This window comes from Ruminococcus flavefaciens, assembly GCF_900108555.1.
GTDB classification, from domain to species: domain Bacteria; phylum Bacillota; class Clostridia; order Oscillospirales; family Ruminococcaceae; genus Ruminococcus; species Ruminococcus flavefaciens_P.
In genome coordinates this window covers 229747-250196 of the sequence record NZ_FNWV01000004.1, presented here as the reverse complement: position 1 = coordinate 250196, position 20450 = coordinate 229747, and the positions used below count along the sequence as shown (strand labels likewise).

The 20450-nt window shown below is 46.4% G+C and carries 20 protein-coding genes and 1 other annotated feature; of the genes, 1 reads left to right on the top strand and 19 read right to left on the bottom strand.

Going from position 1 to position 20450, the window contains the following annotated elements; all coding sequences use genetic code 11:
* The first annotated feature begins 23 nt into the window (after positions 1–23).
* Entirely contained in the window at positions 24–1913 is a 1890-nt protein-coding gene (locus tag BLW60_RS07875; protein ID WP_242872847.1) for a peptidoglycan DD-metalloendopeptidase family protein, read from the top strand.
* 37 nt (positions 1914–1950) lie between these two features.
* On the opposite strand, the gene BLW60_RS07870 is transcribed toward BLW60_RS07875, so the two are convergent.
* From BLW60_RS07870 to BLW60_RS07785, 19 genes are all read right to left on the bottom strand, one after another.
* Positions 1951–2721, bottom strand: coding sequence for a type III pantothenate kinase (locus tag BLW60_RS07870; protein WP_074716088.1), 771 nt, complete (start codon positions 2719–2721; stop codon positions 1951–1953).
* A 23-nt stretch (positions 2722–2744) separates the two neighbouring features.
* Positions 2745–4274 carry a sialate O-acetylesterase gene (locus BLW60_RS07865; RefSeq protein ID WP_074716086.1) on the bottom strand — a complete coding sequence of 510 codons (1530 nt, stop codon included), beginning with the start codon at positions 4272–4274 and terminating at the stop codon, positions 2745–2747.
* A 60-nt stretch (positions 4275–4334) separates the two neighbouring features.
* Positions 4335–5279 (bottom strand): hypothetical protein, encoded by a 945-nt coding sequence (locus tag BLW60_RS07860; RefSeq protein WP_074716084.1) that lies wholly within the window; start codon positions 5277–5279, stop codon positions 4335–4337.
* A 196-nt stretch (positions 5280–5475) separates the two neighbouring features.
* Positions 5476–6513 carry a [FeFe] hydrogenase H-cluster radical SAM maturase HydE gene (hydE, locus tag BLW60_RS07855; RefSeq protein WP_074716082.1) on the bottom strand — a complete coding sequence of 346 codons (1038 nt, stop codon included), beginning with the start codon at positions 6511–6513 and terminating at the stop codon, positions 5476–5478.
* Position 6514: 1 nt separating this feature from the next.
* Complete coding sequence (nadA, locus tag BLW60_RS07850) at positions 6515–7447, bottom strand: quinolinate synthase NadA (RefSeq protein WP_074716080.1); 933 nt, start codon at positions 7445–7447, stop codon at positions 6515–6517.
* A 168-nt stretch (positions 7448–7615) separates the two neighbouring features.
* Entirely contained in the window at positions 7616–8002 is a 387-nt protein-coding gene (locus BLW60_RS07845; RefSeq protein WP_074716078.1) for a RidA family protein, read from the bottom strand.
* Between the two features lie 30 nt (positions 8003–8032).
* Positions 8033–8776 carry a hypothetical protein gene (locus BLW60_RS07840; protein WP_074716076.1) on the bottom strand — a complete coding sequence of 248 codons (744 nt, stop codon included), beginning with the start codon at positions 8774–8776 and terminating at the stop codon, positions 8033–8035.
* 373 nt (positions 8777–9149) lie between these two features.
* Entirely contained in the window at positions 9150–10223 is a 1074-nt protein-coding gene (leuB, locus tag BLW60_RS07835) for a 3-isopropylmalate dehydrogenase (protein ID WP_074716074.1), read from the bottom strand.
* Positions 10224–10327: 104 nt separating this feature from the next.
* Positions 10328–10978, bottom strand: a complete 651-nt coding sequence (locus BLW60_RS07830) for a YhfC family glutamic-type intramembrane protease (RefSeq protein WP_074716072.1) — start codon at positions 10976–10978, stop codon at positions 10328–10330.
* Between the two features lie 45 nt (positions 10979–11023).
* Positions 11024–11440 (bottom strand): NUDIX domain-containing protein, encoded by a 417-nt coding sequence (locus tag BLW60_RS07825; RefSeq protein ID WP_074716069.1) that lies wholly within the window; start codon positions 11438–11440, stop codon positions 11024–11026.
* 10 nt (positions 11441–11450) lie between these two features.
* Positions 11451–11942, bottom strand: coding sequence for a 3-isopropylmalate dehydratase small subunit (gene leuD / locus BLW60_RS07820; RefSeq protein ID WP_074716067.1), 492 nt, complete (start codon positions 11940–11942; stop codon positions 11451–11453).
* The gene (leuC, locus tag BLW60_RS07815; protein ID WP_074716065.1) at positions 11939–13207 is read right to left on the bottom strand and encodes a 3-isopropylmalate dehydratase large subunit; all 1269 of its coding nucleotides are present in this window, start codon (positions 13205–13207) and stop codon (positions 11939–11941) included. Before leuC ends, leuD begins: the two co-directional genes overlap by 4 nt.
* Before the next feature lie 51 nt (positions 13208–13258).
* The gene (ilvN, locus tag BLW60_RS07810) at positions 13259–13759 is read right to left on the bottom strand and encodes an acetolactate synthase small subunit (RefSeq protein WP_074716063.1); all 501 of its coding nucleotides are present in this window, start codon (positions 13757–13759) and stop codon (positions 13259–13261) included.
* Positions 13760–13769: 10 nt separating this feature from the next.
* Positions 13770–15452: a biosynthetic-type acetolactate synthase large subunit gene (gene ilvB, locus BLW60_RS07805; protein WP_074716061.1), complete on the bottom strand. Its 1683-nt coding sequence runs from the start codon at positions 15450–15452 to the stop codon at positions 13770–13772.
* Positions 15453–15791: 339 nt separating this feature from the next.
* Positions 15792–17462, bottom strand: coding sequence for a 2-isopropylmalate synthase (locus tag BLW60_RS07800; RefSeq protein WP_074716059.1), 1671 nt, complete (start codon positions 17460–17462; stop codon positions 15792–15794).
* A gap of 75 nt (positions 17463–17537) precedes the next feature.
* Positions 17538–17787: a binding site (T-box leader), on the bottom strand.
* Between the two features lie 259 nt (positions 17788–18046).
* A complete protein-coding gene (locus tag BLW60_RS07795; RefSeq protein WP_074716057.1) occupies positions 18047–18307 on the bottom strand; it encodes a hypothetical protein in 261 nt (86 codons plus the stop codon).
* A 36-nt stretch (positions 18308–18343) separates the two neighbouring features.
* Positions 18344–18487 (bottom strand): WxxxWxxW domain-containing protein, encoded by a 144-nt coding sequence (locus tag BLW60_RS16790; RefSeq protein WP_175460907.1) that lies wholly within the window; start codon positions 18485–18487, stop codon positions 18344–18346.
* Complete coding sequence (locus BLW60_RS07790) at positions 18488–19162, bottom strand: TIGR00266 family protein (RefSeq protein ID WP_074716055.1); 675 nt, start codon at positions 19160–19162, stop codon at positions 18488–18490. It abuts the gene before it with no gap.
* Positions 19163–19212: 50 nt separating this feature from the next.
* On the bottom strand, positions 19213–20199 hold the full coding sequence (locus BLW60_RS07785) for a biotin--[acetyl-CoA-carboxylase] ligase (RefSeq protein ID WP_074716053.1): 987 nt from the start codon (positions 20197–20199) through the stop codon (positions 19213–19215).
* Positions 20200–20450: the final 251 nt, after the last annotated feature.

Below are 20450 nucleotides of genomic sequence, written 5' to 3'. Positions count from 1 at the left end.
AAGAAAGGAGATGCTGAAAAGATATGGACGATAATAACGGGCTGTTCGATGAGGAAAACAGTGATCTTTTTAATGATATAGATACTGATATTTTCGGTGATACAGAGCCCGAACCTCAGGAAGATGACATATCTCCCGAAGAAAAAGCCGAAAGAGAACGCAGGTCTGCTATACTTGCAGAGGCTTACAGGATAAATTCACGGTACAGTAAAATGGACTTTTTCACAAGAGCAGGTCATTTTGCGGTAAAAGTATTTGCGGCAGTCCTTATAGGCGTAATATTGGGCATAAAGCTCATATTCTCCGAGCTTGTCGACCTCGGTAAGTCTATACTGAAAGCACTCCTGTGGCTCTTTAAGGAGCTTATATCTCCTATGAAGAGCAGATTTGATCTGAACAAGAAGCTACAGAAAAATGTCCGCAAAGCCAAAAAAGAGGACGAGCGTGAATACAAAAAGGCACTCATTAACTTCTGGGGTTCGTACCTTTTCGGTGAGGACGGAGTTTTCTACACGGCTTTCAATTATATACTGCCCATACTATCAATTGCATTCCTTGTGGGTATAGTAAAATACGGCTCGGGACTGGAATATGGTCTCAGCGTTGAGTATAACGGCAAAGAGATAGGCATGATAACTGCGGAGGCTGACTTTGAAGAGGCTGAGCGTGAAGTCAAGCAGAGAATAGCTCACTCGGAAGAAGCGGAAAAGATCGACCTTTCGGCTAAATATTCGCTCAGGATAATAAATGAGAACGATACTGTTTTTTCTTCGGCTCAGCTGGCTAACGAGATGCTTGCTGCCTCGGATCAGGCTCTCAAGGAAGCTTACGGTATCTATATCGACGGTAAGTTCATAGGTGCAGTACAGAATAAGGACAAGGTGCAGGACGCTCTCAATGACAGGATACTTAATTTCCGCGTTGACGGTGTTGTAAAGGATCTCGGATATAAGAACACTGTCGAGTATTCTCACGGAATATACCTTGCAAGCAGTGTTATGACAGAAAAGGATGCTATCGAACTCCTTACCTCTTCCAAGGACAAAAAGGCTGTATATATCGCTCAGAGAGGCGATACGGCTGTTGCCATCGCACAGAAGTACAACATGGAAACAGAAAAGCTTGAAGAGCTAAATCCCGGTATATCAGAGCAATGCCGCAAGGGCACTCTTGTAAATGTTATCGAGAAGGAAAGCTACCTTCCTATACAGTATGTCCGCGAGCTTGATGCTGTCAGCTTCCTTGATTATGAATCGGTGGAAGTTGAAACAAGCTCCCTTAATAAAGGCGTAAGAGATGTTATCGTAAAGGGCAGACGAGGCGAAAAGGTAAGCCATATCGAAGTTACTTTCGTTGACGGCAAGGAGTATTCACGTAAGACCATAAGCTCAAAGGTAACAAAAGAGCCTGTTGTGGAAAAGATAGGTATAGGCGTATATGCTGCAAGACCTGACAGCCCGAGTACTATCCTTACAGGTTCGGGCGAGTTCGGTTGGCCTGTTGACGGAGGATATATAAGCGACCACTTCGGCGGTGCAAGAAACCACAAGGGATTGGATATAGCTGCTGACGGCGGAACTGATATCTATGCGGCTGCTGACGGCGAGGTAGTTTCGGCAGGCTGGAACACAGGCGGCTACGGCTATTTTGTACAGATCGGTCATACCGATGAGTATCAGACGGTATACGGTCATATGAGCAAGGTACTCGTTGACGAGGGACAGTATGTCTCACGCGGTCAGCTCATCGGTAAAGTAGGTACTACAGGCGACTCAACAGGAAACCACTGTCACTTTGAGGTGCGTCACCACGGAATATGCCTTAATCCTGAGTTGTTCCTGAATACTGTCAACAGTTTCGATGATGACAGAGATAAGGATAAAGACAAAGATAAGGATAAAAAGAAGAACTAACAGAAAAGCCGCTGCAAATGCAGCGGCTTTGATATTATCATTTCTTGTTCTTTCTGTAGATTATTGCAAGTCCCTTGATGAGCAGGTTGTTGTCGAGGATTATTTTGCGTTTGCAAAGCGGAACAACAAGCTCGGAAAGTCCGCCTGTTGCTACAGCTGTACACTTTTCACCAAGCTCTTCCTCGATGCGGTCGATTATGCCGTCGAGAGCACTTGCGTTTGAGTAGAGGATACCACTTTTCAGACAGTCGATAGTGTTTGTGCCGATAACGTGAGGCGGTACTTCAAAATTTACCTTCGGCAGCTGTGCAGTACGAGCTGTAAGAGCGTCCGCAGCCACTTTCATGCCTGTGAGGATAAGTCCTCCGCGGTAATTTTTCTTGCTGTCAACTACGGAAAGTGTGGTAGCTGTACCCATATCAATGATGATAAGTGGGACAGGGTATTCGTTTATAGCTGCAACAGCGTCAACAGCCTGATCGCTTCCCAGCTGAGCAGGGTTGTCGATGAGTATGTTAAGTCCTGTTTTTACTCCCGGACCTGCAACCATAACATCAACACCGAAAAGCTTGTGGATAGCTTCCTTGACTGTATTCGTAACGGACGGTACAACAGATGACATGATAGCGTCGTCTATGTCGGATACATTGAAGCTGTTCATTTCGAGGATAGTTCTGATAAGTACAGCGTATTCAGCGGATGTAGCGTTATGGTTTGTGCTTATGCGCTCAAAAAGGACTACCTCGTCCTTATCGTTGACACAGCCGAAAACTATATTTGTATTACCGATATCTACTGCTAAAAGCATAATGGTTCTCCTTTATATTTGTATTATTCCTGTTCTTCAAAGCGGTCGGTGCGGAAAGGTGCAAGAGGAAGTCCGTTTACGCCGAATAAGGATACCTCTGCATAGTTTGTCCACATGAAACGTACATTCTGCGGATTTGGCACCTTATCGCTCTTCAGCTCTATGTACGGGAGCTTTACCGCTGCATCTGCGGGATAGTATACTCCGTCGGCACCTGCTATCTCAAAGCCGTCGAGACAATTCTCGTTCTTGCCGCCCAGTCCCTTTTCACAGTTCATAAGGTGGATAAGGACAGCGTCATCTATTATCTCGAAATTGTCGTATAACGGCGGCAGTGACATACTGTAGCCCATGAGTCCGTAGACCTCGGTCATAGCCTGCATATACAGTCTGTGACCTACGGGAGCCTTGTCAACAGGGTGGATGTTGTTGAATTCTCCGCAGTCGAGACACACTGCAAGACCTGTATTTTTTACGGAAAGGTATACGTTTTCCTGAGCCTCGCGGATATATGCCCAGCTCTTGGTATCAGGCATATCTTCATATATGAACATTGGGAGCTGAACTATCATAAAGGGCAGTTCCTTGTCCTTCCATGTGTTTCGCCAGTTCTGTATCAGCGTTTTCAGCAGGTATTCATAGGTATGAGGACGGTGGTCGTCGGACTCTCCCTGATACCAGAGCACACCTGTGATAGTATACGGAGCTATTCTGCTGACCATAGTTTCGTAAAGTCCGCAGGGACGCATGGGATTTTTGATGCCCATAGGTCCGGGGTAGCGGTTCTCACCGAATAATTCTACTACCTTTGCCCATTTTACGCCGGGATTTGCAGCAATATACTCATTTATTTTCCTGTCCCATATGGTCTGCTTAACGGTATACTCGTCAAATTCTTTTATCATTTCCTCGTCGGTCTTGCCTGCAATGGCGTTGTCATAGTCGTCAAGGTAAGGCTTCAGACGTATGTCGTGTTCGAGGTATTCTCTCTTTATCCATGCAGAAGCGGAAGAACCGCCCCAGTTGCAGCCGATAATGCCTACTGTGACTCCAAGACGGGCACTCAGTTCCTTTGCAAAATAGTAGCCTACAGCCGACCATGAAGAAGCATTTTCTGCGGAGGGCAGCATCCAGCAGGACTCCCTTTCCGCACGTTCAAGGTTCTCGTCCACCATTTCACATTTAGGTGTATAATAATATCTTACATTGACATCGCTGCACTGAGTCAGTTCTTTGATGCCGTTTTTGTCGTTGTGAAGCTCGTACTCCATATTTGACTGACCGCCTGCCAGCCACACCTCGCCTATAGCAACGTTATGGAATATCTTCTTTATAGCTCCGCAGGATATCTCAAGTGTGCAGCAATTGCACTCCTTGCGCGGCGGCAGGATAGCCTCCCACCTGCCGTTTTTTACAGTAGCCTTTGCGAAGCTTTCAAGCTCGGGGATAGCTACGGTTATTATTTTTTCATCAGCGTTGCAGGTGCCGAATATGCGGATATTCTTGTTACGCTGAAGCACCATATTATCGCTGAAAACAGCGGCTGCTCTCATTAAATTACTCCTATTCGTTTCGTTGATGTCCATGAAAGTTCACGGACAAAGCATATTTTCTTATTTGAATACAAGCGCACCCGAATTTTCAAGGGATTTAAGCAGGATAAATCTTGCTTCGTCACGGCTTTCGGGCTTTGCCATATAGTAGATATAAGTCTCGAGTACATTGATAGGACTTGCAGTCCTGCCCTCTATCTTGAACTGCTCAAAGCCCATAGGTACGTACTTATCCCAGATATCATCAGGGGATATATGTGTGCTGAGACCTTTTATATCAAAGAGTCCTCTGTGTGAGTAAGGGCAGTCACGGAAGTGCTCGGGATCGTATTTGGTAGCATCAAATGGCAGATTAGGATACTTTTTGATATGCTCGTTGTAGGCTATCTGCTGAACGCCGATAGAGTGGTAATGTGCTGAACGGCGCGGACAATTCGGCTCACAGCAGGCATTTGAAAGAAACTCTATGCGGGGTCTGTCCTCCATAGGTATCTGTTCGAGAAGATCGAACTTGTTATTGAGATCATAGTCCATTACGACTATGCTGTAATCCTTTTTCAGCTCGTCAAGAAGTCCTTCTATGGAATTCAGACGCTTGCAGGTAGAGCTTGTAAGCTTATAGTTAGGGAAGTTCCTGCGGATATAGTCCTCGAGGATAGGTGACATAACGATAGCCTCGTTGAGACCGTTGTTTGCTAAATTCATGACCATATTGCAGAACGGATCGCTGAGATGCTTCTTTTCGAGTGCAGGATTTGTGAATGTGAAGCGAAGAGGTATACCTCTGTCGTTAAAGGTCTTGATGACGCTTTTTACAAAGGTCTTGTCACAGACTCCGCCCTGTGTCCTGCCGCCGTTCCATATTGACGGAGGGAAAACGCCGTAGAATGAAGCGATCTCCACACCCTCGCGGAATAATTCGGGGCGGTGGGCAAGCATTTCCGCAAACATAACATTAAGCTTGAAATTTCCCGAAAAATCGGGAAGATGAAAACGAACTCGCATAGTATTCTCCTTAAATTAATGTATAGGCAGATTTTAGTGTTTTTTATAACATAAAAGTTGAGAGTTGAGAATTGAGAGTTGAAAGTTATGGAGTCGCCTTTGGCGATAAAAATAAAATAACGTGAGCGAAGCGAACACCTAAACTCTCAACTCTTCACTCTCAACTCAGATCGATTTTTGCAAGGCAAAAATTGATCTAATCTATGCAGTCACCGCGTTCGGATACGACTTCGTATCCTGCGGAGTTTATGCGTCTTTGCAGGCAGCTCCTGCACTCTGCGGCTTCCTCGCCCGTGCATATCTTATTGTCATAAAGGTCGTACTTCTTGCGTACCTTTACAGGCGAAAGATTGGGCATTACAACGTTGCAGCCTGTTTGCAGACCGAGCTCTCTGCCGTTTGGAGCGATAGTGCCGAGTGCTGTTGTGGCAGGGAGAAGCACCTTAGGGAACATAAGGCGGAGTATACCGAGAAGTCTCAGGGTAAGCTCCAAAGTGCCGCCTTTTTCCTCTGCAAAGGGGGTATTGTGATGAGGTATGAAAGGTCCTATGCCTATCATCTGGGGCTGCAATTCCTGTAAAAACCGCAGGTCTGCTATTATATGCTCTGTGGTCTGATGAGGAGCTCCTACCATGAAGCCTGCGCCTACCTGATAGCCCAGCTCACGCAGTTCAAACAGGCACTTCTTGCGGTTTTCAAGGTTCATGCCCTCGGGGTGGAGCTGTGAATAAAGCTCCTCGGAGGCAGCCTCGTGACGGAGCAGATAGCGGTCCGCACCAGCTTCTTTCATGCGCTTGTAGCTTTCGTATGAGCGTTCTCCGAGAGAAAGCGTTACTGCACAGTCGGGATATTTCGACTTTATCTCGGATATCACATCGCACATGAAGTCATTGGTGAATGTGCCGTCCTCGCCGCCCTGCATTACGAATGTGCGGAAGCCCAGCTCATAGCCGTTTTCACAGCAGCTGAGTATATCCTCACGGGATAAGCGGTAGCGGTCAGCGTCCTTGTTGCTGCGGCGTATGCCGCAGTAGAGGCAGTCGTTCTTACAGTAGCTTGACACCTCGATAAGTCCGCGCAGGAACACCTTTTTGCCGTAGTGCTGCTGCCTTACCTCATCTGCTTTTTCTTTCAGCAGCTTTGCAGCAGCTTCGTCATTTGTTTCAATAAGAGCTTTCAGCTCGGTGTCGTCAAGGTCGCCTGTAGTATAAAGCTTCTGGACAAGTTCTGTCATATCAGCCGCCCAGCCTTATCATTTCGTCTATGCATTTTCTTGCCTGTGCAATAAGCTCGTCGTCCATGAGTATCTCAAATGCATCGCCGTCACCGCCGCTGATACCTACAAGAGTGTTGTATATGTCGGGGAGAGTTGTGAGCTTCATGTTGTGACAGACGAGGTCACGGCTTACAGGATAGAATTTCTTGTCGGGGCAGTCATACTGCAAATGCTCTACGATAGAGTTTTCTGTGCCGATGATGAATTCCTTTTTGTCGGACTTCTTTGCGTAGTCCATGATACCTGTGGTAGAGCCTACATAGTCAGCAAGCTCAACTACCTTAGGAGTACATTCGGGGTGAACGAGGAAGAGTGCATCGGGGTGTTCTTCCTTTGCTTTGAGGACTTCCTTTGGAGTTATCCTTGCGTGTGTGGGACAGCCGCCCTGTAGGAGCTTTATGTCCTTGTCGGGGCACTGCTTCTTTATATAATCACCGAGATTGCAGTCGGGGATAAACAGTATCTTGTCGCTGTCGAGAGCCTTTACTATTTTAAGTGCGCTTGAAGAAGTAACACATACGTCGCAGACTGTTTTCAGTGAAGCAGTTGTATTTATGTAAGCAACTACGGTGCGGTCAGGCTCCTGTGCGCGTATCATGCTTATCATCTCGGCGTCCATTTGCTCAGCCATAGGGCAGCCTGCGTGTTTATTCGAGAGAAAAACGCGCTTCTGAGGTGAGAGCATTTTTGCGGTCTCCGCCATGAAGTGTACTCCGCAGAAGAGGATATTCTCCTGAGATACGCCCTTTGCGTCAACGCTGAGCTTGTAGCTGTCGCCGACGAAATCGGCTATCTCGCATATCTCACGCGCCTGATAGCAGTGTGCGAGGATAGCGGTATTAGTCTCTTTTTTGAGCTTTATGATATTATCCTGTAATTCACGGACAGTCATATATATACTTCCTTTCTGGAGTAAAATTACAATTAACCTATTTTATCAATTATATCACATATGAGATATAATTTCAAGTAAAATACTTTTTTCGCTGATATGACAGCAAAAAGGCACAAAAAATCAGGGGCGGATATTTTCCGCCCCTGAATATATGATATGTCCGTATCAATAGGAATAATCAGCTGTCTCTGCTATTACCTCGACTTCTGCAAGTACGCCCTTTGGGAGCGTTTTTACTGCAACGCAGCTTCTTGCAGGGACAGATGTGAAGTATCTGCCGTATATCTCGTTGAAAGCAGCAAAGTCATTCATATCAGCAAGGAAACAGGTAGTCTTTACAGCCAGATCAAAACTTGAGCTTGCTTCTTCAAGAATTGCCTGGATATTCTTCATTATCTGCTCTGTCTGTTCCTCGATAGTAGTGCCCTTAACGGTATTGGTAGCAGGATCGATAGCTATCTGACCGCTTGTGTAGACCATTCCGTGTGAGACGATAGCCTGTGAATAAGGTCCTATTGCCGCAGGGGCTCTGTCTGTGCTGATCTTGATCATAATTATTCCTCCGTTCTGATGAGCGCGAGCTTAGCCAAAACTTACCTGCTTACGCGCTCTGTCATTGTTTGTATTATTATTTTCTTCTTCTGTGCTTTCGTCTTCGTCGTCCCAGTCCCAGTCTGAGTCATCGTCCCAATCGTCCCATTCTGATGACCAGTCGTCGTCATCGTCGCCGTTTTTAAGCTCGAAAGAGATATACTCAGGGCATGATGTGTCGCCCTTAGGTGAGATATATAACAGTAAATTAACGTAAGATACATCTTCGCCGTTGAAAGTCATGTGTGTTTCTTCCTCGGTGAGGAATACAGGACCTTCATAGTTCTTGGCAACGTACTTTGAGCTTGACTTGCAGTATTTCTTGAAGTCAAAGTCGCTTCCGTCAACACTGTAGATATTAGCACCGTCGTCTTCGCCCTCTGCAACAAGCTTGTAATCCTGTCCGCAGAAGTGAAGTATACCGTCCTCGGAAATGGTCATAGGATCATTTTTGAGAGCTTCCTCGATATTGTCAGGCTTTAGATCTTCTGGGAGATCACCCCATGAACCGTGACCGTTTTTTCTGTATTCGCCTGCATATTCCTTGATATCAGGTATGTTTGCGGCACTTTCAGACTTTTTGGAGTCTGTTTTTGTGTCTTTCTTTTCATCTGAGAGAGCTGTAGCTTTTGAGGACTTGCTTTCCTTGTCGGAAGACTTGTTCTTGTCTGCGCCGCAGCCTACAAGTGTTAATGCCATAACGAATGCTGTAAATCCATATAAACCCTTTTTCATTTTTATTCTCCTTTTCGTGAAAGAAAATTGTTTGTTGATTGCTGGTATATGCATATAATAATCACTTTTGCGAGCTTTGTCAAGAGGATAAAGTTAAAACTTTATCATATGTATCCTGACGTATATTCTTTTGCATATTTTAGCATATTTTCATTTGAAATTAGAGAATATCAGGAAAGGGATAATTTGCGAATTTGCCTGTATTAAGGGAAATCTCAGCTGCCGCAGCAAGTGTGCACGGGAGCTGTAAAAGGATCACAGCACTGTATCTTAGTATTATTTTTAACGAACAGAAAGTGCTGCGAATGATAAAAAACAGAATGAAGATATTCTAAAAAACTATGAATAGGTTCATGCGAACTCATAACATAATTTAAAGAACTTCAAGTATTGCCTGTGTCATCTGGGTACAGGTAAGAGGTGTTTCTCTGCTGCTGCCTCGGATATCAGCTGTGCGGCAGCCTTTTGCGAGAGCCTTTTCCACTGCCGCTTCAATAGCATCTGCTTCTTCGGAAAGACCTGCGGAATAGCGGAGCATCATTGCTCCCGAAAGGATAGCAGCTATAGGGTTTGCCTGATTTTTTCCTGCGATATCGGGCGCAGAACCGTGTATAGGCTCGAACATACCGCGCTTTGAAGCTCCCAGCGATGCAGAAGCCAGCATACCGATAGAGCCTGTTAACTGTGAAGCTTCATCTGAAAGTATATCTCCGAACATATTTGATGTAACGATAACGTCAAACTGCTGGGGATCGCGTATCAGCTGCATTGCGGCGTTGTCAACGATCATATCTGTGTATTTTACATTGGGGTATTTCAATGCGAGCTCATGCATGGTCTTGCGCCAGAGCCTTGAGGATTCGAGAACATTAGCCTTGTCGATGCTGCAAAGGCGTTTTCTGCGCTTCATGGCAGTTTCAAAGGCAACTCTGCCTATACGCTCTATCTCGGTGACACTATAAGCTTCTGTATCGTAGGCTTCTTTGCCGTACTTTCCCTCGCGGTAGCCGCGGTCGCCGAAGTATATACCGCCTGTGAGCTCGCGGACTATCATTATATCAAATCCACTGCCGATGACATCATCTTTCAGCGGAGAAGCTTCGCGGAGAGCAGGGTACAGCTTTGCAGGGCGCAGGTTGGTAAATAGTCCAAGAGCTTCACGGATACCGAGGAGAGCCTTTTCGGGACGGTTATCACCGGGTTGGTCGTCCCACTTGGGACCGCCTACAGAACCGAGAAGTATGCTGTCAGACTCCAGACAGCCTTCTATTGTCTCAGGGGGGAGAGGTACGCCCATTTCATCAATGGCACAGCCGCCTATTAGGTATGGCGTGAAAACGAATTCGTGACCGAATTTATCGGCTACCTTTTTGAGTACCGCAACGGCACTGTCCACTATTTCGGGACCTATTCCGTCGCCCTTTAACAATGCTACTTTAAATCTCATAATATCACCCTTTCTGTTTTCGGCTGTCAGCCATTAATGCTTCCTGACAGCTGAAAGATATATTCAAAGCGAGTTATCCTCGCTTGATAAACGTTTCCGACAGCTTACCACTGGTTTTCTGATTGAGTTTCCAGTGCCTTATAGCAGCGGTATGCAGCATAGCATATGCCTGCCGTTATAAGAGTATCCAATATGGCAGAATATGGCTGCCCCAGAGCTCCGCCGATGAAATTGCTGATAAAGTGCAGAAGCATGGCTAATGGCAGCATGAGCTTTGATTTGTTCATCTGTATGCCGTAGAATATGAGAATAGTCACAGCAATGCAGAATGCGGAGCCCTCAATGAATGAAAATAAATTCACAGGGAAAATGTCGGCAGCTGCTCTGCCTGTGCCTATAAGGTTAAAGCAAGCCATTCCTGCACCGAATTCCTCAAAGGCACTGTGACCTATGCCGTAGGTAACAGCGTCTTTGCGGTCGTCATAGGAGGTGAGCAGGTATCGCAGCACAAGGAACTTCGCGCCCTCTTCAAATATGCCGTAGAGCAGTCCCTGCTGTATATGGAAGGCTATCCAGTCGCTGTGGTCAAAGCCTGAGCGGATAGCTCCCGCAACGATAAAAACAGGGAAGCATACCACAAGTGCAACAGGGGCAGGGAGTATACGTGCGCCCGTTTTTTTGTGCCAGAATATCAGCAGGAGCAGAGGACCGAGCAGCCGCGTAAGTCCTGCAAGAAGGCAGTTGATGTCTGTCATATTTATCTCCGTAATTTAATTAGATTTAACGTGTTCGGGCGGAAATCAGGTGCCGCCCTTCAGGATATCAAATACATTGTTTTTCTCAAAATCGCTGATTATCTCCGTGGGGAGCAAAGACCTGCACTGCTGCTCGTCAGCCCATACAAAGGAGCTGTGCTCAAAGCTGAGCCTTACGTCCTTTTCATCTGTTTCGCACAGATATACTATGAGCAGGTCGGGAAGCTCATGGTTTAAGATCGCAACATAAGCGATTTTGCCTATCCTTATATCAGTAATGCCTGTTTCTTCTCTGACTTCTCTTTTTATCGCTTCCTCGGGAGTCTCTCCGTTCTCGATATTACCGCCTGCATTTTCCCATGTATCCGCGCCTGTGTCATCGCTTTCACAGCGTTTTATCAGAAGAAATCGGTTGAGTTTTTTATTGTAAATGATACATTTTACGATTATTTTTGCTATCATTTACGTTTCCTCAGAATGTACCGTTGGAAATAGACTGCATAAGTCCGCCGTTTTCGATTATATTTTGTATGAATTCTGGGAAAGGAGCTGTTTTGTACTCCCTGCCTGTAGTAATATTGCGTATGATACCGTTATCAAGGTCGGCTTCCACCTTATCGCCCTCGGATATCTCCTCGGCTGCCGCAGGACATTCCACGATAGCAAGTCCGATATTTATGGCGTTGCGGTAGAATATACGGGCAAAGCTCTTTGCGATAACGAGAGAGACTCCGCTTACTTTTATAGCTATGGGAGCGTGTTCACGGGACGAGCCGCAGCCGAAATTCTGACCTGCAACTATGATATCACCGTTCTGAACACGGCTCACAAAGGTTTTATCCAAGTCCTCCATGCAGTGGCTTGCAAGCTCGGCATGGTCGCTGGTATTGAGGTAACGTGCAGGGATAATAACGTCTGTATCAACGTTATCGCCGTATTTTATAACATTTCCTTTGTATTTCATTCTTTCATTACCTCCCACGGACTTGTTATCCTGCCTGTAAGCGCACTTGCTGCGGCAGTTGCAGGACTTGCAAGGTATACCTCAGACTCGGGGTGTCCCATACGTCCTACGAAATTGCGGTTAGTGGTGGTGACAGCCCTTTCTCCTGCGGCAAGTATGCCCATATATCCGCCTAAACACGGACCGCAGGTAGGCGTTGAGACTACTGCGCCGCTTTCGATAAAGGTGCGGAGAAGTCCCATTTCCATTGCGTCAAGGTATATCTGCTGAGTTGCGGGGATAATGATAACGCGGACGTTTTTAGCTACTTTGTGTCCTTTCATTATCTCAGCGGCAGCTATAAGGTCCTCAAGTCTGCCGTTTGTGCATGAGCCGATAACTACCTGATCTATCCTGATTTCATCTATGTTGTCGAATGTTCTTGCATTTTCGGGAAGATGGGGAAAAGCCACGGTAGGCTCTATCTGCGAAAGGTCAATATTTATAACTTCATCGTACTCCGCATCGGGGTCAGCCTTGTATACGACAGGCTCTGCGCTGCCGTGCTCGCGGATATAGTCAAGGGTGATATCATCGACTTCAAAAATGCCGTTCTTTGCACCTGCTTCGATAGCCATATTTGCTATGCAGAGGCGGTCAGCCATTGAAAGCGAGGAAAGTCCCACGCCTGTGAACTCCATAGAGCGGTAAAGTGCGCCGTCAACGCCTATTTTACCGATAATGTGGAGGATAACGTCCTTGCCCGAAACGTACCTGCGGAGACTGCCTGTAAGGTCAAACTTTATAGCCGAGGGCACTTTGAACCATGCTTTGCCTACAGCCATGCCGCAAGCCATATCCGTAGAGCCTACGCCTGTTGAGAACGCTCCGAGAGCACCGTAGGTACAGGTGTGTGAATCTGCGCCGATGACAACATTGCCTGCTGTGACAAGTCCTTTTTCGGGGAGCAGGGCGTGTTCAATTCCCATTTCTCCAACGTCGTAAAAATGGGTGACTTCCATATCATTGCAGAAATCACGGCACATCTTGCACTGCTCCGCCGCTTTTATGTCCTTATTCGGTGCGAAGTGATCCATGACCATTGTGACTTTGTTTTTGTCGAACACGCTGTCCTTGCCAAGCTTTGCGAACTCCTTTATAGCTACGGGAGAGGTGATATCGTTTCCGAGAACGAGATCAAGGTCTGCGAGGATAAGCTCTCCTGCGCTGACGGACTCCTTGCCCGAATGAGCCGCAAGTATCTTCTGCGTCATTGTCATTGCCATTTTTACACGCTTCTTTCATATATATTGGTCTTTACACAGACCATCTGCGTTTTATTTCACTGTTTTGAGGCAGTTCTCGCCGCGCTCTATAGCCACGATACCCGTGCGGCACATCTCCATTATGCCGAATGGTTTCAGAAGCTCGATAAATGCGTCTATCTTCGAGGTCTCGCCTGTGAGCTCGCAGGTAAGTGAAGAAGGGGAGTAGTCCACTATCTTTGAGCGGAATATCTCAACGGCAGTCATAATATCCTGTCGGATATCGGCCTTGTTTCTTACCTTTATGAGCAGCAGCTCGCGTATTACAGTTTCGTTCTTGTCCATTACCTCTACTTCTCTTACGTCGTAGAGCTTCTGGAGCTGGTGCAGTATACGCTCCTTTATATCCTCATCGCCGTGAAAGGCGATAGTTATTCTTGAAAATCCGCTTGACTCGGTCTCGCCAACGGTAAGGCTGTCGATATTGAAGCCGCGGCGTGTGAACATTCCCGAAACTCGTGAAAGTACACCTGATACGTTTGCTACTATAACTCCGATTACATACTGATCCATAACTGTCACCTCACTTGATCTCGGTAATAATATCGTCTACCGAACCGCTTGGGGGAAGCATCGGAAGTACGAATTCATCGCTGTCAACTGCACAGTCGATGACGAAAGGTCCGCTGCACGAAAAGGCTTTTTCAGCCAGCTTTTTCAGCTGTTTAGTGTCGCAGGCGCGTCCGCCCTCTGCACCGAAGGCTTCCGCAAGCTTTACGAAGTCCGTTTTGCGGTCGAGAGTCGTATTTGAATAGTGTTTGTCGAGGTAAAGTGTCTGCCACTGTCTTACCATTCCCAGAACGCCGTTATCCATAATAACTATGGTTATGGGCAGTTCCTGAGATACGGCTGTAGCAAGCTCATTAAGGTCCATTCCGAAGCTGCCGTCACCTGTAAAAAGAACTATCCTCTTTCCCGTTGCCATTGCAGCTCCGATAGCTGCGCCGAGACCGTAGCCCATTGTGCCGAGACCGCCGCTCGAAAGGAATGTACGGGGCTTTTTGAGGGGATATCTCTGAGCAGTCCACATCTGATGCTGACCTACGTCAGTGACTACGATGGCATCATCGGGAGCGTATGAGCTTATGGTATCGATCATATCGTAAGGGTTAAGCTTGCCCTTTATCTTCTTGCGTGCAGCCTTGGTAAGGCGTTTTTCCTCTTCTTTCAGCTTAGTGATACGCGAAGTCCATGCAGGGTGCTTTTTCTCGTCTATCATAGCAGTGAGACGCTCCACAGCATCGAGGATATCGCCGCGTATGGACAGGTCGGCAGGGATATTCTTGTTGAGCTCTGCGCCGTCTATATCAATATGGATTATGCTGAATTTTTTCAGTGACCTGCTGGTCTCCCATGTGGAGCGGTCACTGAACCTTGCACCGAGGGTGATGATAAGATCAGCCTCGTCCTCGGCAACTGTCGATGCATAATGTCCGTGTCTGCCCTGCATACCGAGAAAACGGGGATAGTCTGAGGGGACTGCGGATAGTCCCATGAGCGAGCAGCCCATAGGTGCGTCTATTTTTTCAGCAAGAGCCATTATCTGTGCGGAAGCCTTGCCGTTTATGATACCGCCGCCGAAGTAGATATAAGGTCTTTCGGAAGCGTTGATAAGCTCGGCAGCCTTTTTCAGCTTCTGTTCCGATGAAAAGATAAGGGGATAAGGGATAACAGGCTGAGCATTAGCCTCGAACTCATACTGTGCAAGCTGTATATCCTTTGGGATATCCACAAGTACAGGTCCGGGCCTGCCTGATTTTGCTATTTTGAAGGCAGTACGGAGAGTGTCGGCAAGGTCCTTGATATCCTTAACTATGAAATTATGCTTGGTAATAGGCATGGTTATGCCTACGATGTCAACTTCCTGAAAGCTGTCGCGTCCGATAAAGTCGCAGGAAACGTTTCCTGTGATAGCGACCATTGGTACAGAGTCAAGATAAGCGGTAGCTATGCCTGTTACAAGGTTTGTAGCTCCGGGACCCGATGTAGCGATGACAACGCCTACTTTTCCTGTTGATCTTGCATAGCCGTCGGCAGCATGAGCAGCTCCCTGCTCATCAGCGGTAAGTATATGTCTGATACGCTCCTTTGCGGTATAAAGCTCGTCAAAAAGATCTATTACCTGACCGCCGGGATAGCCGAATATAGTATCACAGCCCTGTTCGATCAGTATTTCAACAACTATTTTTGCACCTGATATCTTCATATGATCCGATCCTTTTTTATTTATTGTTGGTAATAATATGTGTAAACAAAAAACCTCCGACATTCTGTCGGAGGTCAAAGCTTCTTTGCATAAGATATACTTTTATCAGGCAAGAGCGGCTTTCGGACAGAACGAAAAGAATTTACAGTCAGATACAGTGCTGACTGCGCCTGAAATAATGACATGACCTGTGGCTTTGAATACAGTTCTCATTATTCTCGCTCCTTACTGATTAATATATTTGTATTATATCACTTTGGGGCGATAAAATCAATAAGGCACAGTGTATTTCAGAATTTTTTGACTGCTTGATATATTTTTGATGTGTTGGTTTGTGCATTATGTCAGATTTTTTGTAAGCATATTGTTTACCGCGCTGACAAGAGCCTTAACGGAAGAAGTGATGATATCGTTGTCGATACCTGTTCCCCAGAAGCTCATGCCGTTTCCTGCAACTATCTCAACATAGGATACAGCCTTCGATGCCGAACCGACTTCGAGAGCGTGTTCGGAGTAGGTATTAAGGCTGTAGTCCAGACCTGTGTATGAGCGTATAGCGTTGCTGACAGCGTCAAGACGACCGTTACCTGTATTGGCAGCTGTGACTTTTCTGCCCTTGTACTTGAAGCTGACAGAAGCTTCGATGCCGTCACGCTGTTTGAAGTGAGTTTCCGTGATCTCGATAGGCGAGATGATATCCACGTAGTTTTCTTTGAATATACTGTATACCTCGTCGGGGAGAAGCTCCCTGTGATCGCGGTCGGAGATGCCCTTGACCAGATAGCCCACATTTTCGCGCATCTTCTTCGGAAGATCGTAGCCGAAGCGTGTTTCGAGGATATAGCCGATACCGCCCTTGCCCGACTGGCTGTTGATGCGGATAACATCGGATTCGTACTCTCTGCCGATATCTTTCGGATCAAGCGGGAGATAAGGCACGTTCCAGACAGTTTCGCCCTTTTCCTCGCGCCATTTCATGCCCTTTGCGATAGCGTCCTGATGTGAGCCGCTGAATGCTGCGAATACCAGCTTGCCCGAATAGGGCTGGCGTTCATATATGCTCATATTCGTAAGCCTTGAATATACCTCGGATATTGACGGTATATCGCCTAATTCCAGCTTGGGATCAATTCCCTGTGAGTACATATTCATAGCAAGTGTTATTATATCCACATTGCCTGTGCGCTCGCCGTTGCCGAAGAGAGTGCCCTCAACACGGTCAGCACCTGCAAGGAGTCCCATTTCCGTATCGGCTATGGCGCAGCCGCGGTCGTTGTGGGGGTGGAGTGAGACTATGACGTTCTCGCGGTATCTGAGGTTCTCGCACATATACTCCACCTGATTTGCGTATACATGGGGCATTGAGAGCTGCACCGTAACAGGGAGATTGATTATCACCTTGTCATCGGGCGTGGGCTGCCATACATCGAGGACGGCATTGCATACTTCAAGTGCGAATTCGGGCTCTGTACCTGTGAAGCTTTCGGGGGAGTATTCAAACCTGAAATTGCCCTCATATCTTTCACGGTATTCCTTGCAGAGCTTTGCTCCGCTGACTGCTATATCTGTTATTTCTTCCTTGCTTTTGCGGAACACCTGTTCTCTCTGTGCTACAGATGTGGAGTTGTAGAGGTGGACTATTGCGTTCTTGCAGCCTTTCAGAGCTTCAAATGTCTTTTCTATGATATGTTCACGGGACTGTGTGAGCACCTGTATGGCAACATCATCGGGTATGAGCTCCTGTTCGATGAGTGCGCGGCAGAAGTTGTATTCGGTATCTGAAGCGGCAGGGAAGCCGATCTCAATCTCCTTGAAGCCGATATCCACCAGCATCTTGAAAAACTCCAGCTTTTCGCCCAGGCTCATGGGTACTATGAGAGCCTGATTTCCGTCACGGAGATCGACGCTGCACCATACAGGTGCTTTGTCAACATATGATCTCTGTGTCCATTTCATATCGGTTTTAGGTGCTTCAAAGAATTGTCTTGTGTACTTGCTAACGTTATTCATATAAAAACCTCCATTCCGATCCGTTTATACCGACCTCGTACAGGTAATAAAAAAGTCTCCTCCATGCGTCGGCATGGAAGAGACGAAGTTACGATCATACTCCGTGGTACCACTCTTCTTGATGTAAGAATACACCCACTCATCTGCGTCGGATCAACGCATATCTCTGTAACGGGAGAGACCGTCCGAGCCTACTTGAAGATATTTCTTCTTTGGGGCGGCTGCTCGGGGAGGAGTTATGACTTGTATTTGTCTGCCGACTTTCACCTGCCGTCGGTTCTCTGTGAAAACTTACACAAGCTTTTATTCCCTTCATAGCATTTTTAGTATATTAACTGTATTATACAATGAAATACAACTTTTGTCAAGCCCTGCCTTTTTAGCCCTTAGCCTTTAGCCTGTAGGTGCGAACAGTGTTCGCCCGTCAGTCGCCAACCCGTAAGGGCGGATATTAAGCAGTGCCCCAGATCTTTGATTCGGCTGGCAATGCTATATGCAAAGCGGGTCGTCTCTACAATCTTAGTTCTTAGTTCTACTTACTACTTACTACTTTCTACTCACTACTCACTTATAGGGGCTGTAGCCTAAAGGCTAACGGCTTTACTGCCGCAGTCAGGACAGAAATTGGTATCACATTCCCTGCCGCAGGTGCATTTCCACGGCTTTACGGGAGCTTTTGCACCGCAGTCGGGACAGAATTTAGTATCGTTTTCCTTTCCGCAGGTGCAGAGCCATTTATTACCGTTCCATTTATTGGCTGCTTTTTGTTCGGCAGCCATACGGAAAAGCTCTGTGCCGTTGGTCATATACTGAAATCCCATAACGGGGAAACCATAAATAAACATATGCTTCACCTCAATATCGGTAAAAACTGTAGCTTATCACATCTGCGACTTTATATAGTCCGCTATCATGTATACTGCGTAAAATACCCATATTATCCAAGATATCGCCCACAGTCCCGTGAATACGCTGAAAAGCAGATATATTGCCGCAGCGGCTAAAGTGATGAAAAGTTTCTTCATTTATTTCTTCATGCCCATTGAGAGAATTCTTCCTGCAAAATCGTTGAAGTTCTGAGTCTGGAGGATTATCTTTCCGGGACCTGTAAGACGTGTGAGGAAAAGACCTTCGCCGCCGAGGAATATATTTCCGAGACCCTTTACAGTCTCTATCTCATAGTTTATGGTAGGTTCAAAGGCAACAACATTACCTGTATCGACTTTGAGTACTTCACCCGGATTGAGGTAACGCTCGACCTTATCACCGTCTACTTCGAGGAAAGCCATGCCCTGACCGAAGAGGTGCTGGAGGATAAATCCTTCACCGCCGAAAAGTCCTGACATGAATTTCTTTGTGAAAACAGCCTTGAGGTCTACAGTCTGCTCGGCACAGAGGAAAGCACCCTTCTGGCATATAAGTCCGCCTTGAGAGATATTTACGGGAACTACCGAACCGGGTACAGTTGAGCCGAAAGCTACCTTAGCTCCCGAGACTTCTGCTGTGTAATTTGCCATGAAGATCGATTCGCCTGTGAATATTCTTCCCAGACTTCTTCCGAGACCGCCCCTTGCGTTAGTTGTCATCTTGATACCCTGAGTCTGCCAGATCATGCCGCCTGACTGGGTAAACATAGACTCTCCCTGATTGAGTTCACATTCTACTGCCGGAACAGTTTCACCAATAATAGTATATCTCATGCTGATATACCTCCCTATATTATATTTTACGGCTGTGAGCCGTAATAAGCTTAATTATCTGCTATCCTGCAAAGGTTTGCTTCACCCGAGCTGAGGTGCTTTTTCTCTCCCGAGGGCAGCCTTACTATAAGATTTGCATTGTCGTCAATGCCGATAGCTTCGCCTGATATCTTTTCTCTGCCTATATTTGCAGTTACTAAGTGTCCTGTAAGGTATTCACGCCGTCTGTAATCGTGGAGAAAGCTTCTGTCAACTATCTTGCCGAGGTAGTATTCGAGCGAGTTGAGTACCTCAGCACAGAGCCTGTTCCTGTTGACGATGACACCTGCTTCGTCTTGTATGGAAGTAACGGTCTTGCTCAGCTCTTCGCCGAATATTTCCTTTGCACTTCGTACATTTATGCCTATTCCGATAACTGCACAGTCAAGAGTACGCATTTCCAGACCGAAAGATGCTTCGGTGAGGATACCGCATATCTTTTTCCCGTTCATGTACAGGTCGTTTACCCATTTTATATTTACAGGACTGCCGCACAGCTTTTCAACAGCCTCGGCAGCTGCACAGGCTGCGGCGGCGGTTATCATAGGAGCATATTCGAGACTGAATTCAGGTCTTATGAGGGTACTCATGTAAAGTCCAACGCCTGACGGTGATACGAAAGACCTGCCTATCCTGCCTTTTCCTGCGGTCTGTCTGTTTGCGATTATGGTAGTGCCGTTTGGTACGTCATCTGAATCCAGTTCCTTTGTGGTATTGTTTGTGGACTCGACTTCTTCAAATATCTGAATATTTCGTCCCATTTCCTTGGTGCGCAGGAAAGGAGTTATGAGGTCTGCTGAAAGACGATTATTATCCTCGTTGAGTTTGTAGCCCTTTGAAGTCACCGAGCTTATGGAAAATCCCTCTGCTTCAAGGGATTTTACAGCTTTCCAGACAGCATTTCGACTGACACCGAGCTTATCCGCAAGAGCTGCACCGGATATGTATTTTCCGTCTGAGTTTGCGAGAGTTGCAAGCAATTCGGATTTGACGTTCATGATAATGTTCCTTTCAGAGATCGTTTATATACTATGAATGAATTAGGGGAAATTTTGTAATACAGCCGTTAGCCATGAGCCGTTAGCCGAAGGAGTTCGCTTACGCTCACATTATTTAAATTATTCGCCGAAGGCGACACATTGGCTAATAGCTAAGGGCTAAAGGCTAACGGCTGATATAATACTTCCCTCATTGATTCGATATTAATGATAATATTGTACCATAAAAAAATGAACAATTCAAGATATGT

Bases quoted from the DNA above. Each gene is read 5' to 3' on its own strand.
- BLW60_RS07875 (WP_242872847.1), top strand. From the start codon at position 24: ATGGACGATAATAACGGGCTGTTCGATGAGGAAAACAGTGATCTTTTT.
- BLW60_RS07870 (WP_074716088.1), bottom strand. From the start codon at position 2,721: ATGCTTTTAGCAGTAGATATCGGTAATACAAATATAGTTTTCGGCTGT.
- BLW60_RS07865 (WP_074716086.1), bottom strand. From the start codon at position 4,274: ATGAGAGCAGCCGCTGTTTTCAGCGATAATATGGTGCTTCAGCGTAAC.
- BLW60_RS07860 (WP_074716084.1), bottom strand. From the start codon at position 5,279: ATGCGAGTTCGTTTTCATCTTCCCGATTTTTCGGGAAATTTCAAGCTT.
- hydE (WP_074716082.1), bottom strand. From the start codon at position 6,513: ATGACAGAACTTGTCCAGAAGCTTTATACTACAGGCGACCTTGACGAC.
- nadA (WP_074716080.1), bottom strand. From the start codon at position 7,447: ATGACTGTCCGTGAATTACAGGATAATATCATAAAGCTCAAAAAAGAG.
- BLW60_RS07845 (WP_074716078.1), bottom strand. From the start codon at position 8,002: ATGATCAAGATCAGCACAGACAGAGCCCCTGCGGCAATAGGACCTTAT.
- BLW60_RS07840 (WP_074716076.1), bottom strand. From the start codon at position 8,776: ATGAAAAAGGGTTTATATGGATTTACAGCATTCGTTATGGCATTAACA.
- leuB (WP_074716074.1), bottom strand. From the start codon at position 10,223: ATGAGATTTAAAGTAGCATTGTTAAAGGGCGACGGAATAGGTCCCGAA.
- BLW60_RS07830 (WP_074716072.1), bottom strand. From the start codon at position 10,978: ATGACAGACATCAACTGCCTTCTTGCAGGACTTACGCGGCTGCTCGGT.
- BLW60_RS07825 (WP_074716069.1), bottom strand. From the start codon at position 11,440: ATGATAGCAAAAATAATCGTAAAATGTATCATTTACAATAAAAAACTC.
- leuD (WP_074716067.1), bottom strand. From the start codon at position 11,942: ATGAAATACAAAGGAAATGTTATAAAATACGGCGATAACGTTGATACA.
- leuC (WP_074716065.1), bottom strand. From the start codon at position 13,207: ATGGCAATGACAATGACGCAGAAGATACTTGCGGCTCATTCGGGCAAG.
- ilvN (WP_074716063.1), bottom strand. From the start codon at position 13,759: ATGGATCAGTATGTAATCGGAGTTATAGTAGCAAACGTATCAGGTGTA.
- ilvB (WP_074716061.1), bottom strand. From the start codon at position 15,452: ATGAAGATATCAGGTGCAAAAATAGTTGTTGAAATACTGATCGAACAG.
- BLW60_RS07800 (WP_074716059.1), bottom strand. From the start codon at position 17,462: ATGAATAACGTTAGCAAGTACACAAGACAATTCTTTGAAGCACCTAAA.
- BLW60_RS07795 (WP_074716057.1), bottom strand. From the start codon at position 18,307: ATGTTTATTTATGGTTTCCCCGTTATGGGATTTCAGTATATGACCAAC.
- BLW60_RS16790 (WP_175460907.1), bottom strand. From the start codon at position 18,487: ATGAAGAAACTTTTCATCACTTTAGCCGCTGCGGCAATATATCTGCTT.
- BLW60_RS07790 (WP_074716055.1), bottom strand. From the start codon at position 19,162: ATGAGATATACTATTATTGGTGAAACTGTTCCGGCAGTAGAATGTGAA.
- BLW60_RS07785 (WP_074716053.1), bottom strand. From the start codon at position 20,199: ATGAACGTCAAATCCGAATTGCTTGCAACTCTCGCAAACTCAGACGGA.